15 protein-coding genes are annotated in these 17,758 nt (G+C 68.8%); 1 reads left to right on the plus strand and 14 read right to left on the minus strand.

Annotated features, from left to right (window positions below):
* Window positions 1-2 precede the first annotated feature (2 nt).
* From ACFOSH_RS21970 to ACFOSH_RS22035, 14 genes are all read right to left on the minus strand, one after another.
* Window positions 3-905 (minus strand): serine hydrolase, encoded by a 903-nt coding sequence (locus ACFOSH_RS21970; protein WP_378240904.1) that lies wholly within the window; start codon window positions 903-905, stop codon window positions 3-5.
* The gene (locus tag ACFOSH_RS21975; RefSeq protein WP_378240905.1) at window positions 902-2,290 is read right to left on the minus strand and encodes a serine hydrolase domain-containing protein; all 1,389 of its coding nucleotides are present in this window, start codon (window positions 2,288-2,290) and stop codon (window positions 902-904) included. The genes ACFOSH_RS21970 and ACFOSH_RS21975 overlap by 4 nt, the downstream gene beginning before the upstream one ends.
* A gap of 120 nt (window positions 2,291-2,410) precedes the next feature.
* A complete protein-coding gene (locus tag ACFOSH_RS21980; protein WP_378240906.1) occupies window positions 2,411-3,322 on the minus strand; it encodes a serine hydrolase in 912 nt (303 codons plus the stop codon).
* Between the two features lie 364 nt (window positions 3,323-3,686).
* Window positions 3,687-4,967 carry an MFS transporter gene (locus ACFOSH_RS21985; RefSeq protein ID WP_378240907.1) on the minus strand — a complete coding sequence of 427 codons (1,281 nt, stop codon included), beginning with the start codon at window positions 4,965-4,967 and terminating at the stop codon, window positions 3,687-3,689.
* Window positions 4,968-5,106: 139 nt separating this feature from the next.
* On the minus strand, window positions 5,107-6,777 hold the full coding sequence (locus ACFOSH_RS21990) for a PucR family transcriptional regulator (RefSeq protein WP_378240908.1): 1,671 nt from the start codon (window positions 6,775-6,777) through the stop codon (window positions 5,107-5,109).
* Window positions 6,778-6,853: 76 nt separating this feature from the next.
* A complete protein-coding gene (gene menC, locus ACFOSH_RS21995; protein ID WP_378240909.1) occupies window positions 6,854-7,960 on the minus strand; it encodes an o-succinylbenzoate synthase in 1,107 nt (368 codons plus the stop codon).
* Window positions 7,957-8,838: a GNAT family N-acetyltransferase gene (locus ACFOSH_RS22000; protein WP_378240910.1), complete on the minus strand. Its 882-nt coding sequence runs from the start codon at window positions 8,836-8,838 to the stop codon at window positions 7,957-7,959. The genes menC and ACFOSH_RS22000 overlap by 4 nt, the downstream gene beginning before the upstream one ends.
* Window positions 8,839-8,869: 31 nt before the next feature.
* Complete coding sequence (locus tag ACFOSH_RS22005; RefSeq protein WP_378240911.1) at window positions 8,870-10,012, minus strand: M20 family metallopeptidase; 1,143 nt, start codon at window positions 10,010-10,012, stop codon at window positions 8,870-8,872.
* Window positions 10,009-11,484, minus strand: a complete 1,476-nt coding sequence (locus tag ACFOSH_RS22010) for an amidohydrolase family protein (RefSeq protein WP_378240912.1) — start codon at window positions 11,482-11,484, stop codon at window positions 10,009-10,011. Before ACFOSH_RS22010 ends, ACFOSH_RS22005 begins: the two co-directional genes overlap by 4 nt.
* Window positions 11,485-11,684: 200 nt before the next feature.
* The gene (locus ACFOSH_RS22015; protein WP_378240913.1) at window positions 11,685-13,016 is read right to left on the minus strand and encodes a GH1 family beta-glucosidase; all 1,332 of its coding nucleotides are present in this window, start codon (window positions 13,014-13,016) and stop codon (window positions 11,685-11,687) included.
* Window positions 13,017-13,048: 32 nt separating this feature from the next.
* Window positions 13,049-13,888, minus strand: coding sequence for a carbohydrate ABC transporter permease (locus ACFOSH_RS22020; protein ID WP_378240914.1), 840 nt, complete (start codon window positions 13,886-13,888; stop codon window positions 13,049-13,051).
* A complete protein-coding gene (locus ACFOSH_RS22025; RefSeq protein ID WP_378240915.1) occupies window positions 13,881-14,834 on the minus strand; it encodes a carbohydrate ABC transporter permease in 954 nt (317 codons plus the stop codon). Before ACFOSH_RS22025 ends, ACFOSH_RS22020 begins: the two co-directional genes overlap by 8 nt.
* Entirely contained in the window at window positions 14,834-16,147 is a 1,314-nt protein-coding gene (locus tag ACFOSH_RS22030; protein ID WP_378240916.1) for an ABC transporter substrate-binding protein, read from the minus strand. The genes ACFOSH_RS22025 and ACFOSH_RS22030 overlap by 1 nt, the downstream gene beginning before the upstream one ends.
* 156 nt (window positions 16,148-16,303) lie before the next feature.
* Window positions 16,304-16,957: a GntR family transcriptional regulator gene (locus ACFOSH_RS22035; protein ID WP_378240917.1), complete on the minus strand. Its 654-nt coding sequence runs from the start codon at window positions 16,955-16,957 to the stop codon at window positions 16,304-16,306.
* 67 nt (window positions 16,958-17,024) lie between these two features.
* Here ACFOSH_RS22035 and ACFOSH_RS22040 point away from each other — a divergent pair, with 67 nt between their 5' ends.
* Window positions 17,025-17,456, plus strand: a complete 432-nt coding sequence (locus ACFOSH_RS22040) for a VOC family protein (protein WP_378240918.1) — start codon at window positions 17,025-17,027, stop codon at window positions 17,454-17,456.
* Window positions 17,457-17,758: the final 302 nt, after the last annotated feature.

Genomic DNA, 17,758 nt, shown 5'->3' on the forward strand with positions numbered 1-17,758 from the left:
TCCTACTGGGTGACGGTCTGCGCACGGAGGTGTTCGACGGCGAGCCGGGCGGCCTCGCCGAGGGCGGAATCGACCGCGGGCTGACGATCGGCGAGGGAGTCCGCGCGGGTGAACACCGCGACGGCGTATCGGCGACCGTCCTCATAGGTCACCACTCCCGCTTCGTTGCGGACGGCCGGAAGCGTCCCGGTCTTCGCCGCGATCTCGACTCCGGCGGGGAAGCCGGACGAGATCCGGTGCGGCCAGATCTGCTGGGCCATGATCGTCCGCACGCGTTCGCAGGCGGCCGGGTCGCCCGCGCGGTCGGTCCAGATCGCGTCGAGCAGTTCGGTGATCTCACGCGGGGTCGACGCCGTGGTGCGTTCCGGGTCGAGGACGGCGAGCTTCCACAGTTGTTCCTCGCCGGCCGCGGCGAGGATGGCTTCCAGATCGTCGTCCGGTGTCGCGCCGAGATCGGCGACCACCGAGGCGAAGAGGTCTTCGCAACAGCCGATCAGCCGCGTCCTGGTGAGCCCGAGGTCGGTGAGGACCTTGTCGACGGCGTCCTGCCCGACCCGGTGGTAGACGAGGTCGGTCGCGGCGTTGTCGCTCATCGTCAGCATGAAATGCGCCAGGTCGCGCCAGCTCATCTCGACGTCGTCAGCGCAGCCCGCGGTGCCGATCCCGCCGATCCGGTAGCGCGCGGTGACGCGGGTCCGCTCGGTCTCGTCGAGCCGTCCGGCCGCCACCTCGCGGGCGAAGGCGATCGCCACCGGGATCTTGAACACCGACGCCAGCACGACCGGGTCGTCCGCGCCGACCCCGACTTCGGGACCACCGGGGACGCCGACCTCGCGCGCGTGCACGAACCCGCGCGCCCCCGCGTTCGCGAAGACCGCCTCGATCTCGTCCTCGATCGCCGTCACCGGCTCACCCGCCGGTCGGCGCGTCCGGTGTGGACGTACAAGGCGCGGCCGGCGCCGTCGTCACCGACGAACGCGTGCGGCATGTGCAGGCCGAGACCGTCGTGCTCGGCCACCAGCGTGTCACCCTTGTAGCCCAGCAGCCTGCTCTTCTCGGGCGCCGCGCCGAGGTCGGCGAACATGCCCTTCATCGTGCGTTCCAGCCACAGGCCGCCTTCCTCGTCCTGCGTGACCACGATGTCCGCGACCTGCGACGAGTACTCGCCCACGTAGCGGGACGGGTCCGCCGGGGCCTCGGCGGCGTTGGGTTCGGGCAGCGGCGGGACCTCGACACCCGCCAGGTCGCCCAGCACCTTCCGGAAGATGTCCAGGTAGAGGTGCAGCGGCTTGCCGCCGTTGGTCAGCAGCGCCACCGCGACGTTGCTGCCGGGCACCACCCGCAGGAACGCCGACTGGCCGATGGTGCCGCCGTCGTGGCCGATCACCGGGCCGCCGTCCCAGTCGAAGATCATCCAGCCGAGCCCCCACGCCCCGCCCATCAGGCCGAGGTAGGGCAGTTCGACCTGGCGTTCCCACATGGCGCGGGCGGTTTCGGGCTTGAGCACCTGGGTGCCGTCGTCGGCACGGCCTTCGTTCAGGTGCATGCGCACGAAGGTGAGCAGGTCTCGCGGGCGCATCGCGAGATGCGAGCCGGCGGGGACGTTCGACCGGGTGAGCGCCCAGGCCGGGGCCGGCTCCGGCGCGTCTGCCGGCGAGGCCTGGAGGTGGCCGATCGCGGCGCGGTACCGGATCGCGTCGTACGGTCCGGCCGCGGCGTGGGTCAGCCCGAGCGGCGCGAAGAGGTGCTCACGCAGGCAGTCGTCGTAGGACTTGCCGCGCAGGACCTCGACGATCCTGCCGAGTACGCAGTACCCGGCGTTGTTGTACGAGAACATCTCCCCCGGCTGGAACAGCTGGGGGACGTCGGACAGCGTCGCAACCAGCTTCGCGACGCAGTCGTCGCCCTGCCCGGTGTCGGTGAAGATGTCGCCCTCGAAGCCGGAGGTGTGACAGGTCAGCTGCCGCACGGTGATCCGCGAAGCGGCGTCGTCGTCGGAGAGGACGAACTCGGGCAGGTAGTCGCGGACCGGCTTGTCGAGGTCCAGCCTGCCTTCGTCGACGAGCTGCATCGCCAGGGTGGTCGTCCACACCTTGGTGATGGACCCGATCTGGAAGACGGAATCCACTGTGGACTCGACGCCGGTGCCCTTGTTCAGGACGCCGGCCGCGTGGTCGATCACCTCGCCGTTCGCGAACACCGCGACGGCCGCGCCGGGCACCTGATGCTTCGCCAGGAGCGAGGAGAGGTTCTCCACGAGCCAGGTATCGATATCGGAAAGTTTCGACATGGGCATCCTTGTCCGTCGAAAGGGTGAACCGGCAGTTGCCGGAATGCTAGGACGGTGACGGGCGTCACCGGTTCGTGCGGAACTACGAGAGCGGCGGGAAAATTCATCCGGGCGGACGAATCATTCGCTTCCGGCCTCGGGAAGCCTGAGCCATTCGACGGCCTGTGCCGCGGCGAAGCCGATGAACGCGTCCCGCTCCGGCACCCGCGACCGTCCGTCGACGGCGTCGGTGAAAATCCCTACCGCGTAACGGCCGCCATCCGGGTACTCGACAACACCGACCTCGTTGCGCACCGACGGCAGGGTCCCGGTCTTGCCGCTGACGCTGATCCCGTCGTCGGGGAACCCGGACCGCAGCCGATGCGGCCACACCTGGAGATCCAGCCAGCGCCGGACGTCGGCGCACGCTGTCGGCGACGCCGCCTCGTCGCGCCAGATCAGCCCGAGCAGCCGGGTGATCTCTTCGGCGGTCGTGGCGCAGGTGTGCTCCGGTCGCAGCGCGCGCAACGCGGCGATCCGCTCCATCGGGAGTTCCGCCAGCAGCTTTTCGTCGTCCTCGTAGGAGATCCCGAGATCCTCCCCGATGCTGCCGAGCACCTCCCCGCAGTCCTGCGGGACGGTGGTGTGCTCGAAACCGAGGCTCCGCAACGACTTCTCCGTCCGCTCCTTCCCGACGCGGGCGAGGATCAGATCGGTGGCGACGTTGTCGCTGATCCCGATCATCAGGATCGCGAGGTCGTACCAGGACATCGTGATCTCGTGCCGGAAGGTGGCGAGACCGTACGGGCTCGGCGTGGGATGCCCCGGCGGGACGGTGATCGGCTCGCCGAGGTCGAGCCCGTCGTCGGCGGCCTGCCTCGCCAGTTCCAGCGCGACCGGGACCTTGAAGACCGAGGCCGTGACGACCGGAGTGTGTTCGTCGACGCCGATCCGCCGGGTGCCGTCGACTTCGGCCGCGTGCAGCCGGACCCGGACCCCGACCTCCTTCGCGCGGGCGTTGATCGTTTCGATGACTTCGGACGCGGTGGGCATGGAACTCCTGTCTATTTAGGACTCGCCGTGGGTCAGGCGGGGTCACGCGGTGATCGCGGACCGAGATGAGGTTGCGAAAGCCACTTTCGCAACGTCCCCCTGGGCGCCACCCGGACACACGAAGGCGTGACTCGCGTGATCAGACGGCGAACTCGCGTGATCAGACGGCGAACTCGCGTGATCAGACGGGCGACACGCTCGCGGCAAACGCCCGCCGCGATTCGTCCGTCTAGACACCCGTGTCGCCCGTCTGATCACGTGTGTCGCCCGTCTGATCACGTGTGTCGCCCTTCCGATCACGTGTGTCGCCCTTCTGATCACACGGAACCGGCCCGATAGCGGGTATCCGGGAGACGGTCGGCGCTCACGGAGCCCCACGGGCCCCCGCGACGGGACCGGCCGGGGAGAACTTGAACTGCGCCGGGTTCTGCGGGACCCAGAACGCCATCACGGCGGTCAGGAAGGTGGTGCCGATCAGGAAACCGAACGCGGCCGTGTAGGAGAAAGCGTCGGCGAGCCAGCCCATCGCCACCGGGGCGACCGCGCCGGCCACCTGGCCGCCGAAGTTCATCACTCCCATGCCGATCCCGGTGACCTCCGTGGGCAGCACGCGCAGCGGGAGGCCGAAGACGGCCATCGTCGCCATGCCGAACACCGCCAGGGCGAGCGTCTCGTAGAGGGTGAACTCCGCCGTGCTGTCCGCGTTCACCATCAACGTCAGCAGCACCACGGTCACCAGCGCGATCGAACCGAGATACCAGCGGCCGTGGTCGTGGAAGTAGCGGTCGAACAGCCAGCCGCCGAGGATGGTCGTGCCGATGCTGACCAGCATCGGGATCGCCGCGAGCACCCCGGTCTGGCTCAGCGTCAGGCCCCGCGTCTCCAGGAGGTAGCTGGGGACCCAGGTGATCATCCCGTAGTTCAGCATGTTGGTGACGCAGAACAGCAGGGTGAACTTCCAGATCACCGGCGACCTCAGCACCTGTTTGCGCGAGACTTCAGGGGTCTTCGCCTCAGTGCGGGGAAGGCTGCTCAGGGACTTCGGCAGCGCCTTGGGCAGCAACGTCCAGACGACCACGCCGATGATCGCGCCGATCCCCGCCATCCAGAAGAACGTGTGCCGCCAGCCCACCGCCATCAGCAGCGGGCCGACGATCAGCGGCGCCAGCCCAGCGCCGATCCCGCCGGCGGACAGCATCACGCCGGTCACCGTCGCCCGGTTGCCGGGGGTCGTCCGTTCGGCGATCGCCTTGAACGAGGCCGCCGGGAAAAGCCCCTGGCAGACACCGAAAAGACCGCGGACGAACAGCAGCATGCCGAAGGTGCCCGCCATTCCGGTCATCGCAGTGAACGCCGACCAGGCCAGCAGCGTCACCAGCATAGGACCCCGTGAGCCATACCGGTCGGCGAGGAACCCCGCCGGGATCTGGCAGACCATGTAGACCAGCGCGAACACGGTCACCAGCCAGCCCTGCTGGGTCTTGCTGAGGTCGAATTCGGCGCCGATCATCGGCAGCGCCATCCCGATGGAGAACCGGTCGATGTAGTCGACCGCCCAGGCGAAGACCATCACCACCATGGTGATGAGCGCCGTCCGGTTGATCCGCCGCGCTGTCCAGGTGTCCTCGTTGACCACTGCCGTCATGGCGCCTCCGCGGAAACGTTGGGAGAGAAGGGAGACCGGCGAGGGTGGCGCCGATCACTCATTCTGAAACGCACTCGGCGGAGGGAGTTCGTGCGATCACACGAACATCCGCCGCCGTTTCGGGCCGGGCAGACCAAAGTCAGTCTTCGGCACCCGGCGGCCCTGTCCGCGCGTCACGGGGCAACAGCCGTAGTTGCACCATGGCGGCGAACCGCTCGCCCGCGTCGTCGAGGTCGATCTCGCCGACTTCGGCGAGGCGCCGCAAGCGATAGCGGAAAGTGTTCGGATGGACATAGGCCGCGGCGGACGCGGCGCCGATGTCACCGAAGGCGTCCAGCCAGCACCGGAGGGTGTGCACCAGTTGTGACTGGTGCTGGGCGTCGTAGGCGAGCAACCGCGCGACAGGTCCTGTCGCGACGTCTCCCCTGGCCGCGGCGAGGTCGGCCAGTTCCAGCATGAGCGCGTCGACGTGGACGTCGTCGGCGGTCGCCACGCGTTTCACGCCGGCGTTGGTGAGCAGCACGCGCAACGCCCGGTCCGCGCCGTCACGGGAAGCACGCAGGCCGGAGCCGTCGAGCGCGAGCGGTCCGATGCCGATCGCGGCGGCCGCGCGTCGCCCGGTGCGCTCCAGGAAGGTCGACGCGACCCGCACCGAACGCTCCTGCCAGTCGTCGTGACCGCCGGGCATCGGGACGATGCCGTAGGCGACGTCGCCGACGAGAGCGACTGCCGAACGCGGCTGGACCGCGCTGAGGTGCATGGCGAGCGCGTCGGCGACCCGCTGGCGGTCCGCGACCAGCCGGAGGTCGTCCTCGATCGCGGGCGCGCCGAGCAGGCCCATGGCGAGCACGATCGACGGCTGGCCGAGCAGGCCGAGCCGGGCGATGGCCTCCGGCGCCCCGGAACCGCCTTCGAGCGCCGTGCTCACCAGGTCCGCGCGCAGCCGTCGTTCGACGTCGGCGCCCGCGCGCAGCCGGAGCATGTGCAACGCGACGAGTTTGGTGGCGTCGATCAGGGCCTGGGTCCGCTCCTCGCTGAGCGGCTCCCGGACCGCCGCCCAGATCGAGCCGAGTATCTCGTCGCCTGCCCGGACGGCGAGCGCCACCCGGGGCAGGACGAGCTCGATTTCGTCGTAGCGCTGCGGGTCGACGTAGACGGGCGTGTGGTCGCGGTACAGCTTCTCGAAGACTCCGTCCCGCTCCAGCCCGCGGGCGAACCGCTCCGGCACCTGGCGGCCGAGGATGGTCTCGACCCGGGAAGGATCCGCTTCGTCCTGGCGCCCGGAGAACGCGAGGATCCGGTTGCTCCGGTCTTCGATGGTCACCGGCGCGTCGAGGAGCGCGGCGATCGCGTTGGCCAGCGCGAAAAGGTCGCCCGATGGCATGCCGCCGAGCGTCTGCGGCGAGACCTCGCCGACGTCCCCCTCGGCGAGCAGGGTCCTGAGCATGGCGGCGAGCTGGGCCCAGGACGCGCCGCGGGCGAGCCCGAGCAGGGCGACCCCGGACGATTCCGCGGCGCGCCGGAGTTCCGGCGTCGGGGTGACGGGAGAGCGGACGACGAGCGCCGCAGCGCCCCTCGCGCCCACGTCGCGCAAAAGGCGGACGACCTCGTCCTGCTCCCGCACCCCGACGCCGAGCACGACGGCTCCGCCAGGGATCTCGGATTCGTCGTGCGGATCGTGGATGACCACCCCGCCGAGCTTCCGGCGGGTGCTCCGGCCGACCGCGACCGGCTCCAGGAGCACGTCCCCGAGGTCCTCGAGGACGCGTCCCAGGCTCGTGTGCGGTTTGCTCGGCACCGGTGTCAGCACCCCCCGAAGTTAAACCCGGCCTCACCGAACCGATTGGTTCGTTTCGACCAAATCTAACCCCGGAATTAGTAGCTCGCTATGAACCGATCCACACCTTTTCGGTGGTGACCTCGTCCAGGAGGTCGGGAATCGGGGCCACGCCGAGGCCCGGTCCCGTCGGCACCGGCAAGTGCCCGGCGTCCAGCACGAACGGCTCGGTGATGTCCGTGCGGTAGAACCGGCCGGACGCCGAGGTGTCACCCGGCAGCGTGAAGCCGGGCAGTGACGCCAGCGCGACGTTGGCCGCCCGGCCCAGTCCGGTCTCGATCATCCCGCCGCACCACACCGCGACCCCGTGGGCCGCGCAGACGTCGTGCACCCGGCGGGCTTCGAGGTAGCCGCCGACGCGGCCGGGCTTGATGTTGACGATCTGGCAGGCGCCGAGTTTGATCGCGTCCGCCGCGGCCTTGGCCGAGACGATCGACTCGTCGAGACAGATCGGGGTCCGGATCCGCTTGGCCAGTTCGGCGTGCCCGAGCACGTCCTCTTCTTCGAGCGGCTGCTCGATCAGCAGGAGGTCGAACGGGTCGAGCCGGGACAGCAGGGGCGCGTCGCCCAGGGTGTACGCGGTGTTCGCGTCGACCTGAAGCAGCACGTCGTCGCCGAAGCGCTCCCGCACCTGGCGCACCGGCTCGATGTCCCAGCCGGGTTCGATCTTCAGCTTGATCCGGACGTAGCCCTCGTCGAGGTAGCCGCCGACGACGTCGAGCAGCTGCGGGATCGAGTCCATGATCCCGACCGAGACGCCGCAGGCCACGGAGTCGCGAGTGGACCCCAGTTCGGCCGCGAAGGACCGTTCGTGCGCGCGGAGTTCGGCGTCGAGGACGGCCATCTCCAGCGCCCCCTTCGCCATCCGGTGGCCCTTGAACTTCGCCAGCAACGGCGTCACCCGGTACGCGGTCACGTCATCGGCGGCCAGGAGGGCCGGGACGAGATGGTTCCGCATGACGTGTTCGGCGGCGTCGTTGTACTCCGACGAATAGAGCGGCGCCTCCATCGCGACGCATTCGCCCCAGCCCTCGCCCGCCGGGGTCACCGCACGGACGAGGAGCAGTTCCCGCTCGGACTGCGTCCCGAACGACGTCCGGAAGGGTGCCACGAGCGGCATCCGCAACCGGCGCAGTTCCACACCGCTGAGTTTCACGACTGCTCCTTCGAGATCACGTACCAGCCGGCACGATCGAAACCGGCGACCCGGGCGTTGTCCGCCATCAGTCCGCCGAGGACTTCGCGCAGGGCGACGCGCCACGCGTTGCCGCGACCGGGATCGGTGCGGCGTAACCGTTCGATGTCGGAGGGGACGGCGACGAGCACGGTCGGCGCGTCGGCGGATCCGATGCTCGGACCGCCGTCGGGGTCGACCGACAATGCTTTCGCCGCGCCCAAGGCTCCCGCGTCGATCAGGACGGGTTCACCGGAAGCGGCGGAGCGGACGTCCGGGCTCGTCAGATCCCAGCCGACCATCAGCCGGTCGGTGTCGCCCGAGCCGTTGATGCTGTCCTCCATCGGGCCGTAGAAGTCGGGCTTGTAGCCGATCGGGCGCGCGCCGAGTTTCCCCAGGTTGAAATAGGCGTTGCGCCGCACCAGCGGATCGAAGGTCCAGGTGATCATCGAGACGTCCTGGAGCAGCGCCCAGCCGCGCTGGTGCAGTTTGAGCGCGTGGCCGATCCCCCGGCCCACGCCGGCGCCCGCGACCCCGGCGATATGACTGTGCAGGCTCGCCTTCCCGGGATTCCCGAAGAAACCGAAACAGGCCCCCAGCAGTTCGCCGTTCTCGAACGCGCCCGCGACGTAGTTCCCGGCCGAGGACATCGCACGGAGCAGTTCCGTGCTCACCGGCCGGGCGCCGGGCGCGGACTTCCAGATCGACTCGAACAGGCCGACCACCGCGGCCAGATCGGCGATTTCGGTGAGTTCGCGGATTTCGACGCCCGAAGCCACGGCCGCGGCCCGCGCGGCGGCGACGGCTTCGTCGCGCACCTCCGCCGCCAGGCTCTCCGTATTCGTCGCAAGATTCGTCACGGGACAATCCTTTCCCGGCTCGGCGGCCGAGTCACCGTCGTGCCGTACCAGATTCGCCCGCGGGATTCGTCGCACCGGACGGACCCCGCTTCGCGAGCACGTTTTCCACGAGTGCGGCCAGCAAAGCGGTGCGTCGCGGCAATTCCGCGACGACGACGTGTTCGTGATCCGCGTGTGCCCCGCCACCGACGGCGCCGAGGCCGTCCAGGGTCGAAATACCCATGCCCGCGGTGTAATTGCCATCCGAGGCGCCACCGACCGACGCGGAGGCGAGCTCACCGAGACCGAGCTGGCCCGACAGTTCCCGGGCCAGCGCGAACAGTCCCGCCGACGAGCTTTCTTCGAGCGGCGGCCGGTTGATCCCGCCGGTCACCCGGACCTCTGCGCCGTCCAGTACCGGGCGGAGGTCCCGCATGGCCCTGTCGACGCGGAGCTGCTCGGCCTCGTTCCACACCCGGACGTCGACGGCCACCCCCGCGGCGGCGGGAACGGTGTTCACCGTCGTGCCCACCGAGGCGACGGTAGGGGTCACGCTGGTCCCGGCCGCCGGATCGGCGAGCGCGGCCACCGCGAGGATCTGGTGGGCGATCTCGATCCCCGCGTTGATCCCCTTCTCCGGTTCGAGCCCGGCGTGCGCGGCACGGCCGATCACCTCGACCCGGTAGTGGGAAACGCCCTTGCGGCCGCACTTCAGCGCGCCGCCGTCGGCCGAAGCCTCCAGCACGAACGCCGCGTCGCAGCCCGCCGCCGTTTCCTCGATCAGGGCACGGGACGACGGCGAGCCGATCTCCTCGTCGCCGGTGACCAGAATGGACAGTCCGTCGCGATCGGGGACGACCGCGGCGGCGTACAGCGCCATCACGACCCCGGCCTTCATGTCGAAGCAGCCTGGGCCGCGCAACACGCCGTCCCGTACGGAGAGCGGATGTGTCTCCAGCGAACCGTTGGGCCACACCGTGTCGTGGTGACCGAGCAGCAGCACGCGAGACGGTCCGTCGCCGAACCGCCAGCGCAGATGCGTGACCCCGTCGACGACGATCCGCTCCGGCTCCGCGCCGAGCAGCCTCCGGCCCACGTCCGCCACCACTTCGGCGCTGCGGGCCACGGCTTCGTGATCCGAGGACGGGGATTCGCAGCGGACGAGGGTCTCGATGTCGGCGAGCAGTTCGCTCATCGCGGCTCACCCCGCAGCGGCTTGCCGGGGAAGGCTTCGGTGCGCAGGTTTCCGTCGGTGACGACAGGAACGCCTGAGACGAACAGATGCCGGACGCCGACCGAAGGCCTGATCGGGTCGAAGTAGGTCGCCGCGTCGGTGATGGCGTTCGGGTCGATGACGACGATGTCGGCGTCGGCTCCCACGTTGAGCCTTCCCTTGGCCAGTGCCCCGGGAGCGACCTCGTCGAGCACGCGCGCCGGCAGATAGGAACAGCGCCGGAAAGCCTCCAGCCACGTCCAAGCCTTGCTCTCGCGCACCATCAGGCGCAAGGTCTTGGCGTACGTCCCGGCCGTACGCGGATGGGTTGCGCCGCCGGGCGGCAGCGGCCATTCGGTGCTCTCGCTGGTGCCGTTCTTCCAGTACACGGGCAGCGCGTCGCTGGCGACGATGGCGTCGGGGAACGCGAGTGCCTGGTGCAGCAGGCCGAGGTCGTGCGGGCTGCTTTCGTCGAGGAACTCGAGAATGCACGGCGCGCCCGGGTCTTCGGCGCGGACCTGGAGCAGGCGGCCTTCGTCGGCGATGCGCTCCCCCGACTCCAGCATGATCACGCTGGACGGGGACAGGCCCTTCATCTTCAGGCGTTCGGGCGAAAGGAACGCGGCGCCGATCCCGGTGCTTCCCGCACCGTAGGGATAGGCCTCGACGGTCACCCGGGATCCGGCGGCGCGGCCCGCTTCGAGCGCCGCGAGCACCCGCTCGATCTGATGCCCGGAGGTGCTGTTCACGTGGCAGTGATGCATCGCGGCGCCGGTCTCGGCCGCGACGATCGCGATCTCCGCCGAACCGTCGACGGGCGTCTCCGGATTCACCTCGACCAGTTCACGGACGTGGGTGTAGGTCGGCGCACCGGCTTCCTTGGCGAGACGCGCCAGCGCGAGGAATTCACTGGGGTCGGTGTCGGGCGCGTAGCCGAGGAGCACCCCGACGCCGAGCGCGCCCGCGGCCAGCTCACCGTCCACAAGGGACAGCCAGGCGGCCAGTTCCTTCGGCGACGAAGACCTTTGCCAGACGGGGTTCCCGAGCACCGCCAGCCCGCTGTCGATGTTCGCGTCCGGTTCGATCCCGGCGAGCACCTGCGCCCGCGCGGCGCCCCAGGACGCGGAGAACCCGTAGTGCAGCGGGCGTCCCGCCGCGGCCGCCTCGGCGTACGCCCGCTCGATCGGCATCAGCCCGGCTTCGAGGTCGAGCGCGGTCGTCACGCCGTCCATCGCCTGCAGCCGCTGGCCCGCGATGGTGTGCACGTGGCTGTGCAGGTCGATGAAGCCCGGTCCGACGACCAGCCCCGTGACGTCGATCTCCACGTCGCCGGGTTCCGCGGTCAAGCCCGCCCCGACGGCGGTGACCACCCCGCCCGATACCAGCACGTCGGCCGTGCCGTCGAACCCCGTCGCCGGGTCGATGACACGACCGCCACGCAAGAGTGTCCGCATGCTTCGCCTCCTCAGATCGCCTCGTTCATGGCGACCCTAGGAGGTTTCCGCGGACGTCCGTTCGTACCGCGCGACGAATCCGGGCCCCTCGGTCCATCCGCGCGCACGAACCGGTTCCGTCCCCCTCGCCCGTGTCACGAAAGGGTCGTTCAAGACACTTTTCGTCTTGAACGACCCTTTCATGACACCCCTGGGCCCGGTCAGCGGCCGTGGTGCTCGGCGATGATCTCCGCGTACCGGTGGCCGCTCGCCTTCACCGTGCGGACCTGCGTGTCGTAGTCGACCCGGACCAGCCCGAACCGTTTGCTCAGCCCGCTGTCCCATTCGAAGTTGTCGAGCAGCGACCAGGCGAAGTAGCCCTTCACCGGCGCGCCCGCTTCGGCGGCCCCGGCCACCGCGCCCAGGTGTTCCTCCAGGTAGGCGATGCGGTCGGCGTCGTCGATCGAACCGTCCTCGGCGACCTTGTCCTCGAAGGCGGCCCCGCTCTCGGTGACGTAGATTTCCCGGGCGCCGTACTCGTTGGCGAGCCGGTGAATCAGGTCCGCGAGCCCCTGCCCGTGGATCTCCCAGCCCATCGCGGTCGTGGCGGCTCCCTCGACAGGCACCTGCCGGGCGCGGGGCGCGGCACCGTCCGGATCGTCCTCGACGATCTGGCGGAAGTAGTAGTTCAGCCCGTGGAAGCCCACCGGAGTCGAGATCACCTCGAGGTCGTCCCCGACCACGGGCGGCTCGACGCCGTAGACCTCGATCATGTCCGCCGGGTAGCCGCGTCCGTTCGACGGGTCGAGCCACCAGCGGTTGACGTGCCCGTCCATCCGGGCCGCCGCCGCGACGTCCTCGGCGGAGTCCGACGCGGGCTCGATCCCGCTGAGGTTGACCACCAAGCCGACGTTGGCGGGCTCGGCGGCGTTCGCGGTGATCGCCCGCACTCCCAGGCCGTGAGCGAGCAGGAGATGGTGCGACGCGTGGATCGCCTGCTTGAGGTCCTTGACCCCGGGGGCGAAGCGGCCTTCGAGGTAGCCGAGCCAGGCCGAGCACAGTGGCTCGTTGACGGTGTTCCAGTCCTGGACCCGGTCACCGAGTTTCGCCGCGACGACAGCGGCGTAGTCGGCGTAGGCGTAGGCCGTGTCGCGCTCGGGCCAGCCGCCTTTCAGTGCTGAGGGCAGATCCCAGTGGAACAGCGTGGCGAACGGCCGGATCCCGGCTTCGAGCAGCGCATCGACGAGCCTGTCGTAGAAGCCGAGGCCGACAGCGTTGACCTCTCCCCGGCCGGTCGGGATCACCCGCGGCCAGGCGACGGAGAACCGGTAGGCGTCGAGGCCCAGTCGCTTCATGATGGCGAGATCCTCCGGCCAGCGCCGGTAGTGATCGCACGCGACGTCGGCGGTGTCGCCGTTCAGGACGGCACCCGGGACCCGGACGAAGTCGTCCCAGATGGACGGGAGGCGGCCGTCGACGTCGACGGCGCCTTCGACCTGGTACGCGGCGGTGGCCACACCCCACAGGAAATCGGCGGGCAGGTGCAGATTCAAGGCAGACCTCTCTGTACGGAGCGACGGGCGGGTCATTTCACGGCACCGGCGGTGAGCCCGGCGACGAGATAGCGCTGGAGCAACAGGAATCCGGCGACGACCGGGACGGACACGATCAGGGAGGCGGCCATGACCTGGTTCCAGTACACCTGGACCTGGGTCGAGTACTCCTGGAGACCGACGGCGAGGGTCCGCGTGCCCGAGTCGGTCATCACCGACGCGAACAGGACCTCGCCCCAGGCCGTCATGAACGAGTAGATGCCGACGGCGACGATGCCCGGCATGGCCGCCGGGATCACCACCCGGATCAGCGCGCCGAGCGGCCCCGTGCCGTCGACCATCGCGGCCTCGTCGAGTTCCTTGGGGATCGAGTCGATGTAGCCGGCGAGCATCCAGATGGCGAACGGCAGCGAGAAGGTCAGGTAGGTGATGATCAGCCCGAGCCGGGAGCCGTACAGGACGATGCCGGTGGTGTTGCCGATGTTGACGAAGATGAGGAACAACGGCAGCAGGAACAGGATGCCGGGGAACATCTGCGTGGACAGCACGGTCAGCTTGAAGAAGTTCTTGCCGCGGAACCGGAAACGGCTCAGGGCGTAGGCCGCGAAGATCGCGATCACCACCGAGAGGATCGCCGCCGAACCGGAGATGACCAGGCTGTTCACGAAGTACTCGGCGAGCGGGATGGTGTCCCAGATGTCGAAGAACGGCTGGATGGTCAGCGTCGTCGGGAACCACTCCCATTTGCCCTGCACGTCCCCGAGCGGCTTCAGCGACGAAGACACCATCGCGTACAGCGGCACCAGGGTGAACAGGGTGAGGAAGCCGAGGACGAATCGGCGGGCCCACGGGACCCAGCGAGGCTCAGACAACGGCGTTCCTCCTTCGTGCGGTCAGTCCCAAGTAGACGGTGCTGACGATCAGGAGGAACAGCAGCAACAGCACCGACATCGCCGAGCCGAGGCCGAAGTTCCAGGTCACGAAGGAACTCTGGTAGATGTGGATCGAGATCAACGATGCCTCCTTCGGCGCGGACGCTCCGAAAAGGACATACGGCGTGTTGAAGTCGTTGAAGGTCCACAGGAACAGCACCAGCAGCAGGACCTGGTTGACCGGGCGCAGCATGGGCTGGGTGATCGCCTGGAACTGCCGCCACCAGCCCGCGCCGTCGATCGCCGCCGCCTCGTACAGTTCGCCGGGGATGTTCTGCAGCCCGGCCATCACGATCAGGAACGCGAACGGCCAGTTGCGCCAGACCGAGACCACCACCAGCGACCAGAAGCTGTTGTCCCCGATGAGCCAGAAGGAATCGGTGCCCAGCAGGTCGTTCACCAGGCCGGTGTCCTTCTGGAACATGAACGACCAGGTGATCACCGCGGCGTACATCGGCAGCGCGTACGGCACCAGGAACAGGGTGCGCAGTACGCCGCGGCCCCGGAAGTTCTTCTGCATCAGCACGGCGGCCGAGGTGCCGAAGAGCCAGCAGAACCAGACCGAGAGAACGGTGTACAGAACGGTGATCCAGAACGAGCCGAGCAGCGATTTCCCCGCGGCGGAGTCGAAGTCCAGGACGAACTTGTAGTTGTCCAGCCCGGCGGCCGGGGCGGACGAGAAGTCCCGGATGGAGAACTGCGTCAGCTTGAAGAAGCTCATCACGAGCCCGGCGATCATCGGGATCAGGTGGACGAGCAGTTCGAGCAGGATCGCGGGAAGCAGGAGCAGATACGGCAGCGCGACCCGGCGCCGCTTGCGAGCGGGCCGGCGTCCGGGCGCCCCGGCCGCTTTCACGGCCGGGGCGTCATCGAGAGCGGTCGGCATCAACTACCGGCCGCGATCTGCTGGTCCGCCTGGTTCAGCTGGTCCCGGATCTTGGCTCCGTCGACAGGCTTGCCCGCGGCGACGTCGGCGAACATCGCCTTCATCGCGGTACCGATCAGGGTCTCGAACTGCGACTCCTGCGGCACCTGAGGCATCGGCTCGGCCGAGTTCGCGAGCACGCTCTGAAAGACCTTGACGTCCTCGGTCTGGAACGCCGCGTCGCTGTACGCGTCCTGGACGGTCGGAAGCGAACCGTAGGTCTTGTTGAGCAGCGCCTGTTCCGGCGCCGAGACCATGAACTTCACGAAGTCCAGTGCGGCGTCGGGGTTCTTGGTGTTCTTGAAGACCGACATGTTGATGCCCGCGACGAAACTGCTCACCTTGCGGCCGTTCGGCGGCGCGGCGGCGGGCAGCGGGATCGGTGCGACGCCCAGGTTCGCCATGTCCATCCCGATGCTCTTGAACGAACCGGCGGACGCCTGGTTCATGAACATCGCGGCCTTGCCGTCCGACAGGTCCTTGAGGGATTTGGCGGTGTCGGCGTATTCGGCGTTGGACGGATTGACGATCTTGTCCTTCTGCATCAGATCGACGAACTGCTGCACGGCCGCGACCGAGGGGTCCGAGGCCAGCTGCGGCTTGCCCTCGGAAGTGAAGAACTGCGCGCCCTGCTGGGCGCCGAGGATCGCCGCGTGGTGGCTGTTCTCGGTGACCTGGCCCGCCTGGAGCGACAGTCCCCACTGGCCCTTGTCGGGTTTGGTGAGCTTCTTGCCGTCCTCGACGAGCTCCTCCCAGGTGGCCGGAGGCTTGGTGATCCCGGCTTCCGAGAAGAGCTTCTTGTTGTAGTACAGGCCGTATGCCTGGCCGTAGAGCGGCACGCCGACCGGCGGCTGCCCGCTCGCCCCGGTGGCCGCCAGCGACGGGCCGAGGAACCGCGACTTGCCGCCGGTCTTCTCCAGCGCGACGTCGTCGAACGGCAGGAACGCTCCGGTCGCCTGCAACGAGGCCGACCAGGTGTTGCCGATGTTGAGCACGTCCGGCCCTTTGCCGGAGGTGGTGGCCGCGAGGATCCGGTTGAGCAGATCCGTCCACGGGACGACCTCGAGCTTGACCTTGATCCCGGAGGCCTTCTCGAACTTGTCGAGTTCGGGCTGCAGGACCGCCTTGTCGTTGTCGAGGCTGGTGCCCTGGTTGGATGCCCAGTACACGAGCTCCTTGGGAGCACTGGACGACGTGTCGCCGCCGCCGCACGCCGCCGTGGTGGCGGCCGCCAGCGCCAGGACGAGCGCGGGAGCGATCTTTCCGATTCGCATCGATGGTCCTCGGGGTGAGTGGCCAAGCCGCGCCCGAGGCCTGTGACCCGGGACACGTCTTATTTCAGGGCTTGAGTTAAGCCGTGGCTGAGGTGGGCGTCAAGGGTTTTCGCTCGCATTTTGTCTCGTGAGCGGCGAGGACGGTCAGAACCGTTGTTACCGCTCACGAGCCAGCATCACGTCGAGAGCCTGACCTCGGTGTGAGGCAAAGAGTTCCAGGGCCTTTTCGCCGTCCCGTGCGCGCAGCGCGGACGCCAGCCGACGGTGCTCCTCCGGAATGCTCGCGAGGTAGCCCTCGGCGCTCACACCGATGCGGGTCAGCAGGAACAGGTGCACCTGCGACCGGATGGCCTGCCACGCCTCGACGAGCCGCCGATGCCCGGAAGCCGCGTACACCGCGTCGTGGAAGTCGACGTCGCAGCGCACCATCTCGTGCTCGTCGCGCGCCCGGTCCATCCGCTCGACGGCCTCGTCGATCGCGGCCAGCTCCGCGGCCGACGCGTTCGCGACCACCAGCCGGACAGCCAGCTGCTCCAACGCGGAGCGGAGACTGTCGAGTTCGGCGACATCCACGTCGGACAAGGTCGTGACGAGGGCACCACGATGCCATTCGCTCCGGACAAGGCCCTCGCGGTCCAGCTTGAGCAGCGCCTCGCGCACCGGCCCGCGGCTGACGCCGAGCGCCGTCGAAAGCTCCACCTCACGCAACTGCGCGCCAGGCGGGTACGCGCCCCCGAAGATGGCGTCCCTGACCCTGTCGGCGACCTCGTCCGCCAGCCCGCGACGACGCGCCGGCACCACCTTGCTCATCGTCACCCTCCCTCAGGATCGTCCGATCGTAGCGACTCCCCTCTTGTCCTAATGTTAACATTGAGACATGAGCATCCTCGACTCCCCGATCCCGCGCTTCCACCTCGCGATGCCTGTCGACGACCTGGCCGCCGCCCGCACCTTCTACGGCGAAGTGCTCGGCCTCGAACAAGGCCGCAGCTCCGAGTCGTGGATCGACTGGAACCTGCGCGGACACCAGTTCGTCACGCATCTCGCCCCGGAGCGGCAACAGCGGATCCACAACCCCGTCGACGGCCACGACGTGCCCGTCCCCCACTTCGGCCTGATCCTCACCGTGCCGGAGTTCCAAAAGCTGACGGACCGGCTGCGTGCCGCCGAGACCGAGTTCGTCATCGAGCCCTACGTCCGGTTCGAGGGGCAGACCGGCGAACAGTGGACGATGTTCCTGCTGGACCCGGCGGGCAACGCCCTGGAGTTCAAGGCCTTCGCCGACGACTCTCAGGTCTTCGCCGCCTGACACCCCGACGCTCCGTCGCTCTGTGCGACGCTTTGCGGGAGCGAGGCGGTCCGCCACATACGCCCCACCCGCACCAGCCGTCACGGCGGCCGCGCGTGAAGGCCCCCTTCACGTACTGCAGGCGACCAGGGTGCCGCGCCGTGGTGGGTCCGGGTGGTCGTGAGTGGCGATTCGGGCTAGAGCCAACAGTGTCTTAGGTACCCACAGTCTGGCGGTTTCGCGTGATTGGAGGGGCAACACACGTGACTGGGTGGGCGACTCGCGATGAGACCCCAGACCGCGGCGTGTCGCCCGTCCAGTCA

Origin of the sequence: Amycolatopsis speibonae (assembly GCF_042647925.1) — a bacterium.
In the GTDB taxonomy this organism is placed as follows: domain Bacteria; phylum Actinomycetota; class Actinomycetes; order Mycobacteriales; family Pseudonocardiaceae; genus Amycolatopsis; species Amycolatopsis speibonae.

Bases quoted from the DNA above. Each gene is read 5' to 3' on its own strand.
- ACFOSH_RS21975 (WP_378240905.1), bottom strand. From the start codon at position 2,290: ATGTCGAAACTTTCCGATATCGATACCTGGCTCGTGGAGAACCTCTCC.
- ACFOSH_RS21980 (WP_378240906.1), bottom strand. From the start codon at position 3,322: ATGCCCACCGCGTCCGAAGTCATCGAAACGATCAACGCCCGCGCGAAG.
- ACFOSH_RS21985 (WP_378240907.1), bottom strand. From the start codon at position 4,967: ATGACGGCAGTGGTCAACGAGGACACCTGGACAGCGCGGCGGATCAAC.
- ACFOSH_RS22005 (WP_378240911.1), bottom strand. From the start codon at position 10,012: ATGAGCGAACTGCTCGCCGACATCGAGACCCTCGTCCGCTGCGAATCC.
- ACFOSH_RS22010 (WP_378240912.1), bottom strand. From the start codon at position 11,484: ATGCGGACACTCTTGCGTGGCGGTCGTGTCATCGACCCGGCGACGGGG.
- ACFOSH_RS22025 (WP_378240915.1), bottom strand. From the start codon at position 14,834: ATGCCGACCGCTCTCGATGACGCCCCGGCCGTGAAAGCGGCCGGGGCG.
- ACFOSH_RS22030 (WP_378240916.1), bottom strand. From the start codon at position 16,147: ATGCGAATCGGAAAGATCGCTCCCGCGCTCGTCCTGGCGCTGGCGGCC.
- ACFOSH_RS22035 (WP_378240917.1), bottom strand. From the start codon at position 16,957: ATGAGCAAGGTGGTGCCGGCGCGTCGTCGCGGGCTGGCGGACGAGGTC.
- ACFOSH_RS22040 (WP_378240918.1), top strand. From the start codon at position 17,025: ATGAGCATCCTCGACTCCCCGATCCCGCGCTTCCACCTCGCGATGCCT.